The following is a 12,696-nucleotide window of genomic DNA, read 5'->3' as shown; positions in this document are numbered from 1 at the left end:
CCAGACAAGCGAGCGAAGAGAACCCATGAGCCACGATCTTTCGACAACCGCGGGCAAGATCGCGGATTTCCGCGACCGTCTGACTCAGGCCGCCCAGCCCTCCGGCCCCGAGGCCGTAGAGAAGCAGCACGCCCGCGGCAAGCACACCGCCCGCGAGCGCATCGACCTGCTGTTGGACGAGGGGTCCTTCGTGGAGTTCGACGCGCTGGCCGTGCACCGCTCCACCGCGTTCGGCATGGAGGCGAAGAAGCCCCTGGGCGACGGCGTGGTCTCGGGCTACGGCACAGTGGACGGGCGCCTGGTGGCCATCTACAGCCAGGACTTCAGCGTCTACGGTGGCTCGCTGAGCCAGGTCAACGGCGAGAAGATCGTCAAGGTCCAGGAATTTGCGCTGCGCAACGGCTGCCCCGTGGTGGGCATCAACGACGGCGGCGGCGCCCGCATCCAGGAGGGCGTGGCCTCGCTGGCCATGTTCGCGGACATCTTCCGCAACAACGTCCATGCCTCCGGCGTGGTCCCGCAGATTTCCCTCATCATGGGCCCGTGCGCCGGCGGCGCCGCCTACTCCCCCGCCCTGACCGACTACGTGGTCATGGTGGACAAGACCTCGCACATGTTCATCACCGGCCCCGACGTCATCAAGACCGTCACCGGCGAGGACGTGGACATGGAGACCCTTGGTGGCGCACGCCAGCACAACACCACCACCGGCACCTCCACCTACCTGGCCAGCGACGAGGCGGACGCCATCGAGTTTGTCCGCGAGCTGCTGGACTTCCTGCCCTCCAACAACCTGGCCGAGGCCCCGGTGGCCGAGCACGAGCAGGAGCTGGAGCTCGACGACGCCGACCTGGCCCTGGATGCGCTGATCCCGGACTCCGCCAACCACCCGTACGACATGCGCAAGGTCGTCGAGAAGATTGTCGACGACGGCCACTTCCTGGAGATGCAGGCGCTCTACGCCCCGAACGTGATGATCGGCTACGGCCGCATCGAGGGCCACACCGTGGGCATCGTGGCCAACCAGCCCATGCAGTTTGCCGGCACGCTGGACATCTCCGCCTCGGAGAAGGCCGCCCGCTTTGTCCGGCACTGCGACGCCTTCAACATCCCCATCATCACCTTGGTGGATGTGCCCGGCTTCCTGCCCGGCAAGGACCAGGAGTTCCAGGGCATCATCCGCCGCGGCGCCAAGCTGCTCTACGCCTACGCCGAGGCCACCGTGCCCAAGCTGACGGTCATCACCCGCAAGGCCTACGGCGGAGCGTACATCGTGATGGGCTCCAAGAAGCTCGGCGCCGACCTGAACCTGGCGTGGCCCACGGCGCAGATCGGCGTGATGGGTGCCCAGGGCGCCGTCAACATCCTCTACCGCCGCGACCTGGCCGCCGTGGCGGCCGACGGCGGCGACGTCGAGGCCCGCCGCGCGGAGATCGTCCGAGGCTACGAGGAAGAGCTGCTCAACCCGTACCAGGCCGCCGAGCTGGGCTACGTGGATGCCGTCATCGCCCCCTCCGACACCCGGATCCAGCTGATCAAGGGCCTGCGCGCCCTGCGCGACAAGCGCGCCAGCCTGCCCGCCAAGAAGCACGGGAACATCCCGCTGTGATCCCCGAACGCTCCCAGACCTCGCAAGTCCCCAGCCCCTCCCCGAGCTCGCAAGCTCACTCAGGGCCCCTCGGGGCAGTGGGCCCTCGCTCCGGGTCCCTCGCGTCCGGGGGCCCAGCCATGGACAATCCGGTGGTCTCGACAAGCTCGGCCGCCGGGGCTCCGCTGCTCACCGTCACCAAGGGGAACCCGACGCCGGAGGAGCTGGCGGCGCTGACCGCCGTCGTGCTCTCCCTGCAGGTCGCTGCCGAGGAGGCCCCGGCCACGCCGGCCACCCGCGCCTGGGTCCGCCGGGCGCAGCTGAACCTGGGGCCCAAGCCCGGCCCCGGAGCCTGGCGCCGCGGCCGCATCTAGCCCGGTGTGAAAGCAGTGCTTCATAAACGGCGGTGCGGGCGGTAGGCTCGGGCGGGTGACTAACGCAACAGTGAAACCCACCCGCACACAGACCGCCATCGATGCCGTTGCCGATGCCTACACGGACACGCTCATGGCATTGGACCCCGGCTTCGCCACCACCCTTGGCATGCCCGGGCATGAAACCGAGTACCGCGACTACTCCCCCGCCGGCCACGACGCCTTCGCCGCCGCCGCACGCGCCACGCTGGAGCAGCTGGCCGCGCTGGAGCCGGCCGACGACGTCGACAAGGTCACCCTGCACGCCATGCGCGAGCGCCTGGGCCTGGACCTGGAGCAGCACGGCACCGGCTGGCCGCTGGCCGAGCTGAACAACATTGCCTCCCCCTCGCAGGACATCCGGGCCATCTTTGACCTGATGCCCACCGCCACCGAGCAGCAGTGGGCCCACATCGCCGGCCGGATGGCCAATGTACCGGGGGCCATCGAGGGCTACATCGCCTCGCTGCGTGCCGGCGCCGCCCGGTCCCTGGTGGCCGCGCGCCGCCAGGTGGACATCGTAATGGAGCAGTGCGCACGGCACGGGGCCACCGACGGCTTCTTCACCTCTTTCGCCAAGAACGCCCGCCTGTCGGCGGACAATTCCGGCGGCGCCCAGCTCTCCGCCGAACTCATGGCCACCCTTGCCGCCGCGGCCGAGGCCGCCCGCGCCGCCTACGGCTCGCTGGTGTCCTTCCTGGCGGATGAGTTGCGGGACCAGGCCCCGGAGAAGGACGCCGTCGGCCGCGAGCGCTACGCCCTGGCCTCGCGCGAATTCCTCGGCTCCGCCGTCGATCTGGAGGAGACCTACGCCTGGGGCGTGGCCGAGCTGGACCGCATCATCGCCGAGCAGGAGGCCGTGGCGGAGCTGATCAAGCCCGGCGCCGGCATCGCCGAGGCCAAGGCCGCGCTGAACGCCGATCCGGCGCGCCAGCTCAAGGGCACCGATGCCCTGCAGGCCTGGATGCAGCGGCTCTCGGACAAGGCCGTGGCCGAACTGGCCGGCGAGCAGTTCGATATCCCGGAGATCATGCGCACGCTCGAATGCATGATCGCCCCCACCCAGGACGGCGGCATCTACTACTCCGGCCCCTCGGACGACTTCTCCCGGCCGGGGCGGATGTGGTGGTCCGTGCCCGAGGGCGAGGACTCCTTCGCCACCTGGTCCGAGACCACCACCGTCTACCACGAGGGCGTGCCGGGCCACCACCTGCAGGTGGCCACCGCCGTCTACCAGAGCGGGCTGTTGAACAACTGGCGCCGCAATGCCTGCTGGGTCTCCGGCCACGGCGAGGGCTGGGCCCTGTACGCCGAGCGCCTGATGGACCAGCTGGGCTACCTCTCCGACCCCGGCGACAAGATGGGCATGCTGGACGGGCAGCGGATGCGCGCGGCCCGCGTGGTCTTCGACATCGGCGTGCACCTGGAACTTGAGATGCCGGCCCGCTGGGGCACCGGCGCCTGGACCCCCGAGGCCGGCTTCGGGTTCCTGAAGGAGAACGTGGACACCTCCGCCGGGCAGCTGGACTTCGAGTTCACCCGCTACCTCGGCTGGCCGGGGCAGGCGCCGTCGTACAAGATCGGCCAGCGTCTCTGGGAGGAGATCCGCGATGCCCGTGCGGCCGCCGACGGCGCGGACTTTGACCTGAAGGCCTTCCACACCCAGGCGCTGAACCTCGGCTCGGTGGGCCTGGACACGCTGCGCCTGGCGCTGCTGGGCTAGCCAGACCCGGGCAGGGGCCGCCTTTTGGGGGCGGCCCCTACCCGTCCCCGGATCCGGGCAGGAACCGTGCGTTGCGGATCTGCGATGGACCGAACTCCATGCGCAGCGGCGCCACCTCCACGGCCGTGGCCGGATAGGCGCCCGGACGTCCGACGGCGACATGCGGCGTCCAGCGGGGGTACCTGTAGCCCAGGGCACGGGAGCCGAGGATGAAGTCGTCCACATTGTCCACCAGCAGTCCATCAAGCAGCCCGTGCAGGCCCTCGACCAGGGACACCTGGAAGTCGCGCACCGGCCCGGGCACAGCCACCTCCAGCCCGTACACTCCCCCGCCGCCGAGCACGACCAACCTCCCGGCACTGCCGGAAAAGGGCTCCAGGACGGGCAGCCCCCGAAGCCAGGCAACGGTCGCTTCGCTGGCCCGGGCGGCACTGGTGGTGCCCCGGGTCCAGACCTCGACGTCCCGGGCGAAATCCGCCAGGACGCCGATGTGCAGCAACGTCAGGTGCAGCCCAACGGGCCGGCGCAGCGCACGGACGAAGCGGCCCAGCCCCTCGTAGTCGGCAGGGCCGGAGCCAATGCCGAGCACCGGCATCTCCACGGTGATGCGCGGGGCCAGCGCCCGCGATACCACGGCTGCCTGGGCGGACGCCGGCGACGGTGCCCGCAGCCGCGCGGAGCGTTGTTTCGCCATCCCTTGATTATCCGTTTAATGGCCTGATAGTGTGCAGCACCTTTCACGGGAAATTCCCAGCTGTCACAAAGCGACACACTGATTCTGCCCTGCCCGGGCCGCGGCCCTAGCTTGGACGTATGACATCCTCCACCTCCGTTTCCGCGAAGGCCAGACTGCCCAAGTGGGCCAGCTCCTTCGGCGTCCAGATTGTTGCCGCCCTGGCCCTGGGCCTCGTGCTGGGCCTCGTGGCCAAGTCCCTGGGCGGCGACGCCAAGAACCCCAACGGCCTGACCGCCACACTGACCACCATCGGCTCCAGCTATGTCTCGCTGCTGCAGGCCGCAGTGGTCCCGCTGATCTTCACCGCCGTGGTGTCCTCCATCGCCAACCTGCGCCAGGTCACCAACGCCGCGCGGCTGGCCTGGAACACCCTGCTCTGGTTCGCCATCACCTCCCTGGTCTCGGTGCTGATCGGCATTGGCCTGGGTGTCATCTTCCAGCCCGGCGCCGGCACCGGCCAGGCCACCCCGAAGGAATACACCGGCAAGTCCGGTGACTGGTGGGCCTTCCTGACCGGCCTGTTCCCGAAGAACTTCCTGGGCCTGGGCGCCAGCTCCACCGTGGCCGACGGCGGCGCCGTCACCACCTCCGTGTCCTTCAATGTGCTCCAGATCCTGGTCATCGCCATCGTGGTCGGCATCGCCGCCCTGAAGGTGGGCAAGGCCGCCGAGCCGTTCCTGGCCCTGAACTCCTCCGCGCTGGCGGTCATCCAGAAGGTCCTCTGGTGGATCATCCGCATCGCCCCGATCGGCACGGTGGGCCTGATCGGCAAGGCCGTGGCCACCTACGGCTGGGACACCATCGGCTCGCTGGGCAAGTTCACCGTCGCCATCTACGTGGGCCTGGCCCTGGTGCTCTTCGTGGTCTACCCCATCCTGGCCCGCGTCCACGGCCTGTCCGTGAAGCAGTACTTCTCCGGTGTCTGGCCCGCCGTCCAGCTGGCCTTCGTCTCCCGCTCCTCGATCGGCACCCTGCCGCTGACCCAGCGCGTGACCGAACGCAACCTGGGCGTCCCCCGCGCCTACGCCTCCTTCGCCGTGCCGCTGGGCGCCACCACCAAGATGGACGGCTGCGCCGCGATCTATCCGGCCGTCGCCGCCATCTTCGTGGCCCAGTTCTTCGGCATCAACCTTGACTTCAGCCAGTACCTGCTGATCGTCCTGGTCTCCGTGCTCGGTTCGGCCGCCACGGCCGGCACCACCGGCGCCGTCGTCATGCTCACCCTGACGCTCTCCACCCTGGGCCTGCCGCTGGCCGGCGTGGGCCTGCTGCTGGCCATCGACCCCATCCTGGACATGGGCCGCACCGCTGTGAACGTGGCCGGCCAGGCGCTGGTTCCGGCCATCGTGGCCAAGCGCCAGGGCATCCTGGACCTGGACCTGTACAACGCGCCGCGCACCGGCACCCCGTTCGCGGACGACGCCGATGGCGGCACCGATGGCGACGGCACTGACGGCACGGCCGTTGGCACCGCCTCCGCGCAGGACGACGGCGACGCCGTGGATCCGCGCGGCAAGGACCTCGTCAACGCCTAGCGTTCTGCGCACCACACGGGCCCGCCGGGCCGGCCGCAAGGCTGGACCGGCGGGCTCCTGCATTTAAGGTCTGCATTAAGGTCGCCAGAAAACTTGCACACAGTGCAAACTTGCACTTAGTGTAAGCACGTGACTCCGCTTGAAGATGGCGCGCCCTCGCGCCGCGAACTGAACAAGGCCGCCACCCGCGAGGCCATCGCCAACGCCGCCCTGGCGCTGCTGCGTGCCAGGGACATCGGCGATTTCACCGTCGACGACGTCGCCACGGCGGCGGGCGTGTCGCGGCGGACGTTTTTCAACTACTTCCCCTCCGTCGAGGCCGCGATTGCCAGCTTCACGGAGAACTACCTGGACCTGCTGCTGGCCGAACTGGTGGGCCGGCCCGCCGATGAGCCCGTGCTGGAATCCGCGCAGTACGCGCTGGAGGCCGTGGGCAGCCCCCACGACCTGGCCATGCTGGCGCAGACCTGCGGGCTGACCCAGAGCCCGCAGCTCGCGCGCTTCCAGCTCGAGGCCTGGGACAAGTGCAGCACCAAGATCACCGCCATGGCCATGGACCGCTTTGGCGCCCAGGCGGACGAGCTCTACATCCACACCCTGGTGGGTGCCGTCGTCGGGGGCTGCCGTGCCGCCGTCGAGGTCTGGCACCGCCGCCATGGCGCCGACACCAGCCCGCGGTCCCTGGACGACCTCCGCCAACTCCTCATCGACGCCGTCGGGCATCTGCGCCGCGGTTTCGACAGCTGACCCCGACCCACCCACGAACGGATACGCACACATGGCACTTCTGCTCTACCGGCTCGGCCGGTTCTCCACCCGGCGGCCCTGGCTGGTCATCGCGGCCTGGGCCATCATTGTCGCCCTGGTGGGCGGTTCCGCGGCTCTCTTCCACGGCCAGATGTCCAACAGCTTCCAGATCCCCGGCACCGAAACCCAGCAGATGGCTGACAAGCTCAAGGCCGATCTGCCCTCCTCCTCCGGCGGCACGGGCACAGTGGTGTTCACCACCGGCAACGGCACGGCCTTTACGCCGGCCCAGAAGGACGCCGTCACTGCGGCGCTGACTGATGTCAAGGGCGTGGCGAACGTCCGCGGCGTGGTGGACCCCTTCACCACCCAGGCCACGCTCGACGGCGCGGCGGGCCAGATCGCCGGCGGCAAGGCCCAGCTGGCCGCCGGCCAGGCCAAGATGGACGTCTCCAAGGCCCAGCTCGACGCCGGGAACGCGGACCTCGCAGCCAAGGGTGCCGCACTGGACGGCGCCGCCGCAGCGGGGGCCCCGCAGGCGCAGATTGACGCCGGCCGCGCCCAGCTGGCAGCGGGCCGGGCCCAGCTTGACGCCGGGATGGCCGAGTACAACGCCGGCGCGGCGACGCTGGCGGCGAAGTCGGCCGCCCTGGTCCAGGCCGAGCGCACCGCCGAGGCCTCCAGCGGCATCCGGTTTGTCTCCGCCAACGGCCAGGCCGCCGTGGCGCAGGTGCAGTTCGACATCTCCATCAATGCCGTCACCCCCGCCGTCCGCACCGAGGTCCAGGACGTGTTGGCCAAGGCCTCGGCCTCCGGCGTGCAGGTCTACTTCAGCAAGGACATCACCGAGGACGTTTCCTCCCTGTTCGGCGTTGCCGAGGCCGTGGGCATCGCGGTGGCCGCACTGGTGCTGATCATCATGCTCGGGACGCTGATTGCGGCCGGCCTGCCCCTGCTGATGGCCGTCATTGGCGTGGGGGTGGGCGTGGGCGGCACCTTTGCCCTCACCGGCGCCATCGAAATGTCCTCCATCTCCCCCATGCTCGCCCTGATGCTGGGGCTGGCCGTGGGCATCGACTACTCCCTGTTCATTGTGAACCGGCACCGCCAACAGCTGCTGGCCGGCATGGAACTTCGCGAATCCATCGCCAAGGCCACCGGCACCAGCGGCAACGCCGTGCTCTTTGCCGGCCTGACGGTGGTGATCGCCCTGGCTGCCCTGTCCGTGACAGGCATCCCGTTCCTGAGCGTGCTGGGCCTCGCCGCTGCCGCAACGGTGGCCATCGCGGTGCTCATTGCCCTGACCCTGACACCGGCCCTGCTGACCCTGATCGGCCGCCGGCTGGTGTCCAGGCGCGCCTGGGCCAAGAATGCCGCCCACCATGCCACGCACACCGCTGCCCAGGACGAGGCCGCTGCGGCGGACCATGCCGGCCGCGGCTGGGGCGGATTGGTCACGCGCTTCTCCATCCCGGCGGTGGTCGCCTCCGTGCTGGTGCTGGGCGTGCTGGCCATTCCCGCAGCCGGCCTTCGCCTGGCCCTGCCCGACGGCGGCTCCGAGCCCGTGGATTCGAGCGCCTTCAAGGCCTACTCCATCACCGGGGAGAACTTCGGCGCCGGCATGAACGGCCCCATCATTGTGGTGGCCTCGCTGCCGGCCGGGCTGGACCAGGACGGCGCCGCAGCCAAGAACCTGGACATTGCCGATCTCCTCCGTGCGGTCCCCAACGTCAAGGCCGCCCTCCCGGTGGCCACCAGCGCGGACTTCCGCACCGCCGTCATCCAGGTGATCCCGGCCGAAGGCCCCGCCAGCGCCAGCACCGTCACTGTGGTTGCCGACCTGCGCGCCGAGGGCGCCGACATCACGGCCAAGACCGGCGCCGGCATTGGCCTCACCGGCCAGACGGCGGCCAACGTGGACGTCTCCAGCAAGCTGGGCGCCGCACTGCCCGCCTACCTGGCCATCGTCGTCGGGCTCTCCTTGATCCTGCTGATCCTGGTGTTCCGTTCCATCCTGGTGCCGCTGCTGGCCACCGCCGGCTTCCTGCTCTCCCTGGCCGCGGCCTTTGGCGGCGTGGTCGCGGTGTACCAGTGGGGCTGGCTCGGCGGCGTGTTCGACGTTGCCAACCCCGGCGCGGTGCTCAGCTTCCTGCCCATCATCGTCATTGGCGTGCTGTTCGGCCTGGCCATGGACTACCAGGTGTTCATCGCCTCCGGGATGCGCGAGGCCTACGTCCACGGGCAGAGCGCCAAGACGGCCGTGCGCACCGGCTTCAGCCATGCGGCCCCGGTGGTGACTGCCGCCGCGATCATCATGACCAGCGTGTTTGCCGGCTTCATCTTCAGCCACCTGACCATGGTCCGCCCGATGGGCTTCGCCCTGGCCTTCGGCGTCCTCCTGGACGCCTTTGTGGTCCGGATGACCCTCATCCCGGCCGCCATGCACCTGCTGGGCCGCAGTGCCTGGTGGATCCCGGCCTGGCTGGAGCGGATCCTGCCCGATGTCGACGTCGAGGGCGCCAAGCTGGCCACCCTCGGCGATGACGGCGCCGGCCTCGGCGCCGATTCCGACCCGGAGCCCGAGCTGGAGGGCGCCGGGCGGTAGCCCGGCATCGATGGCGCAGATGCCGCGGCCTTCGCACCCCGAAGGACGCGGCATCTGCGCTTTCGTTTCGGGCCCGCCGCGCCGGGCATAGACTGTGGCCTATGCCACGAAGTCTTGTGCTTGAGTCATGGGAACGGTCATTGGTGCTGCTGTCATCGCCCGATGTTGCGCTGCCCCCGGTGGTCTGGGACAACGCCGAGCTCGCCCAGATCCGCGGCGCCCACCCGCTGGCCGCCATCCTGCCCGTCATTTCCAAGCTGCTGGTTCAACCGAGCCTGGGTACGGGGCTGCTGGTGGCCGTGGGCGACGAGCACGGACGGCTGCTCTGGGTCGAGGGCGATTCCGGTGCCATGCGGGCCGCGGAGGGCATCGGCTTTGCCTCCGGCACCGACTGGTCCGAGGGTGCCGTGGGCACCAGCGCCCCTGGCACGGCACTGGTGCTGGGCCGCAGCCTGCAGATCTCCGGCACCGAACATTTCAGCCCCTCCGTCCACCCGTGGAGCTGCACGGCGGTGCCCCTGCATGATCCCGATTCCGGCGGCATCCTGGGCGTTGTCGACATCACCGGCGGCGCGGAGGCGGCTGCCGGCCACACCCTGCATCTGGTGGAGGCCGCCGTGGCCGCGGCCGAGGCCCACCTGCGCATCCAGCGCCTGGAACGCCGCGCCGAGGCCCCGCGCCGGAACCGGCCGGCCGGATCCACACCGGCGCCGGCGAAGCCGTTGTACCGCGACAGCCTGCAGATCCTGGGGCGCGAGACGGGGCTGCTGCACGTCAATGGCCGGGAGGTCCCCCTCAGCGAGCGCCACGCGGAGATCCTCGCGGTCCTGGCGCTGCATCCGCAGGGCCTCAGCGCCGAGGAGCTCGCGGCCATGGTCTACCCGAATGAGGTCTCCACCATCACTGTGCGCGCTGAAATGGTGCGCCTGCGCCGGATCCTGCACAAGCACGGCAACACCCTGGTCCCCCAATCGCGGCCCTACCGGCTGTCGGCGCCGTTGGTGGTGGACGCCGCCCAGGTGCTCAGCTACCTGGACCGCGGCGCGCACCGGCTGGCCCTGGGCATCTACCGCGGCCAGGTCCTTCCGCACTCCGATGCCCCGGCCCTGACCGAATTGCGGCACCGGACCAGCGCGCTGCTCCGGGATGCCATCCTCGGGGACGCGAGCGCCGACGTCGTGCTGGCCTACCTGGCGCTGCCCGAGGCGCACGACGACGCCGAGGCCTGGGCCACGGCCCTGCGCCTGCTGCCGCCGCGCTCGCCCCGGCGCGCCGCCGTCGTGGCCCATCTGGAGGGTTTGGCCTGACTGCAACGTTGCTGCAACCTGCGCGCACCTAGTCTTCTGGGCAAGGACGACGACGTCCCGGTGAACGCGCGAGGAGCAAGAACAATGACCGTTTATGCACAGCCCGGCCAGCCCGGTTCCAAGGTCACCTTCAAGGACCGCTATGAGAACTACATCGGCGGCGAATGGGTGGCCCCGGTCAAGGGCCAGTACTTCGAAAACATCACCCCCGTGACGGGCAAGGCTTTTTGCGAGGTGGCCCGGGGCACGGCCGAGGACATTGAGCTGGCGCTGGACGCCGCCCACAAGATTGCCCCCTCCTGGGGCAAGACCTCGGTGGCCCAGCGTGCGGCCGTCCTGAACCAGATTGCCGACCGGATCGACGCCAACCTGGAGCTGCTGGCCGTGGCCGAGTCCTGGGACAACGGCAAGCCCATCCGCGAGACCCTCAACGCCGACATCCCGCTGGCGGCGGACCACTTCCGCTACTTCGCCGCCGCCGTCCGCGCCCAGGAGGGCCGCCTCTCCCAGCTCGACGACGACACCACCGCCTACCACTACCACGAGCCGCTCGGCGTCGTCGGGCAGATCATCCCCTGGAACTTCCCGATCCTGATGGCCGTCTGGAAGCTGGCGCCCGCGCTGGCCGCCGGCAACGCCGTCGTGCTCAAGCCGGCCGAGCAGACGCCGGCCTCCATCCTGGTGCTGATGGAGCTCATCGGCGACCTGCTGCCGGCCGGCGTGCTCAACGTGGTCAACGGCTTTGGCGTCGAGGCGGGCAAGCCGCTGGCCTCCTCGCCGCGGATCCGCAAGATCGCCTTCACCGGCGAGACCACCACGGGCCGGCTGATCAGCCAGTACGCCTCCCAGAACCTCATCCCGGTGACCTTGGAGCTGGGCGGCAAGAGCCCCAACATCTTCTTCGCCGACGTGGCCGACGCCGACGACGCCTTCTACGACAAGGCGCAGGAGGGCTTCACGCTCTTCGCGTTCAACCAGGGCGAGGTCTGCACCTGCCCCTCGCGCGCACTGGTCCAGGACTCCATCTACGATTCCTTCATGGCCGACGCCGTGGCCCGCACCGAGAAGATCATCCAGGGCAACCCGCTGGACACCGATACCCAGCTCGGCGCCCAGGCCTCCAACGACCAGCTGGAGAAGATCCTCTCCTACATCGAGATCGGCAAGGCCGAGGGCGCCAAGGTCCTCACCGGCGGCGCCCGGGCCGAGCTGCCCGGCGACCTGGCCGGCGGCTACTACGTCCAGCCCACCATCTTCGAGGGCACCAACAACATGCGCATCTTCCAGGAGGAAATCTTCGGACCCGTTGTCTCGGTGACCCGCTTCAACGACTACCCCGACGCCCTGCACATCGCCAACGACACCCTCTACGGCCTCGGCGCCGGCGTGTGGAGCCGCAACGGCAACGTCGCCTACCGGGCCGGCCGTGAGATCCAGGCCGGCCGGGTCTGGGTGAACAACTACCACGCGTACCCCGCAGGAGCGGCGTTTGGCGGCTACAAGTCCTCCGGCATCGGCCGCGAGAACCACTCCATGATGCTGGACCACTACCAGCAGACCAAGAACCTGCTGGTCAGCTACAACGAAAACAAGCTCGGGTTCTTCTAAACCATGTCCACCACATTGGATGCGGCCGTGGTGCTGCCCGGGGAGACGCATTCCCGGGTGGCACTCACGGCCGCCGCCGTGGACCTGCTGGACCTCTTGTGGGGGCGGCACGGCCCGCTGATGTTCCACCAGTCCGGCGGCTGCTGCGACGGCTCCTCCCCCATGTGTTTCCCGGCGGGCGAATTCATCACGGGCAGCTCGGATGTGCTGCTGGGGACCTTTGGGCTGCCCGGGCCAGCGGGCACCGCTGCCCGGCCGCTGGACTTCTGGATGTCCACCGAGCAGTTCGCCTATTGGAGCCACACGCACCTGACGGTGGATGTGGTGCCCGGGCGCGGCAGCGGCTTCTCCGTGGAGGCACCCGAAGGGGTGCGCTTCCTGATCCGGTCCCGCCTGGTGGAGGGCTTCATCGCAGGCTGACCGGTAGGCTCGGT

Annotated in this window: 10 protein-coding genes; 9 read left to right on the top strand and 1 reads right to left on the bottom strand. The window is 69.7% G+C overall.

Translation table 11 applies throughout. The features are described from left to right. The first annotated feature begins 25 nt into the window (after positions 1–25). From ACQCSX_RS19245 to ACQCSX_RS19235, 3 genes are all read left to right on the top strand, one after another. Positions 26–1,609: an acyl-CoA carboxylase subunit beta gene (locus ACQCSX_RS19245; protein ID WP_427016816.1), complete on the top strand. Its 1,584-nt coding sequence runs from the start codon at positions 26–28 to the stop codon at positions 1,607–1,609. Between the two features lie 131 nt (positions 1,610–1,740). After that, the gene (locus ACQCSX_RS19240) at positions 1,741–1,962 is read left to right on the top strand and encodes an acyl-CoA carboxylase subunit epsilon (RefSeq protein WP_427016815.1); all 222 of its coding nucleotides are present in this window, start codon (positions 1,741–1,743) and stop codon (positions 1,960–1,962) included. Positions 1,963–2,017: 55 nt separating this feature from the next. Further along, entirely contained in the window at positions 2,018–3,724 is a 1,707-nt protein-coding gene (locus ACQCSX_RS19235) for a DUF885 domain-containing protein (protein WP_427016814.1), read from the top strand. Between the two features lie 37 nt (positions 3,725–3,761). On the opposite strand, the gene ACQCSX_RS19230 is transcribed toward ACQCSX_RS19235, so the two are convergent. Further along, a complete protein-coding gene (locus tag ACQCSX_RS19230) occupies positions 3,762–4,418 on the bottom strand; it encodes a hypothetical protein (RefSeq protein ID WP_427016813.1) in 657 nt (218 codons plus the stop codon). Positions 4,419–4,537: 119 nt separating this feature from the next. Here ACQCSX_RS19230 and ACQCSX_RS19225 point away from each other — a divergent pair, with 119 nt between their 5' ends. From ACQCSX_RS19225 to ACQCSX_RS19200, 6 genes are all read left to right on the top strand, one after another. After that, positions 4,538–5,995 (top strand): dicarboxylate/amino acid:cation symporter, encoded by a 1,458-nt coding sequence (locus tag ACQCSX_RS19225; RefSeq protein ID WP_427016812.1) that lies wholly within the window; start codon positions 4,538–4,540, stop codon positions 5,993–5,995. Between the two features lie 129 nt (positions 5,996–6,124). After that, positions 6,125–6,742, top strand: coding sequence for a TetR family transcriptional regulator (locus tag ACQCSX_RS19220; protein WP_427016811.1), 618 nt, complete (start codon positions 6,125–6,127; stop codon positions 6,740–6,742). Between the two features lie 31 nt (positions 6,743–6,773). Beyond that, positions 6,774–9,347: an MMPL family transporter gene (locus ACQCSX_RS19215; RefSeq protein WP_427016810.1), complete on the top strand. Its 2,574-nt coding sequence runs from the start codon at positions 6,774–6,776 to the stop codon at positions 9,345–9,347. A 101-nt stretch (positions 9,348–9,448) separates the two neighbouring features. Further along, positions 9,449–10,654 (top strand): transcriptional regulator, encoded by a 1,206-nt coding sequence (locus ACQCSX_RS19210; RefSeq protein WP_427016809.1) that lies wholly within the window; start codon positions 9,449–9,451, stop codon positions 10,652–10,654. Positions 10,655–10,738: 84 nt separating this feature from the next. Then, positions 10,739–12,262: an acetaldehyde dehydrogenase ExaC gene (gene exaC / locus ACQCSX_RS19205; protein ID WP_427016808.1), complete on the top strand. Its 1,524-nt coding sequence runs from the start codon at positions 10,739–10,741 to the stop codon at positions 12,260–12,262. Positions 12,263–12,265: 3 nt separating this feature from the next. Continuing rightward, positions 12,266–12,682: a DUF779 domain-containing protein gene (locus ACQCSX_RS19200; RefSeq protein ID WP_427016807.1), complete on the top strand. Its 417-nt coding sequence runs from the start codon at positions 12,266–12,268 to the stop codon at positions 12,680–12,682. Positions 12,683–12,696 lie beyond the last annotated feature (14 nt).

It is taken from the genome of Pseudarthrobacter sp. P1, from assembly GCF_050156935.1.
Classification (GTDB): domain Bacteria; phylum Actinomycetota; class Actinomycetes; order Actinomycetales; family Micrococcaceae; genus Specibacter.
The sequence above is the reverse complement of the archived record's forward strand: the minus strand, read 5'-3'. Positions and strand labels throughout refer to the sequence as shown.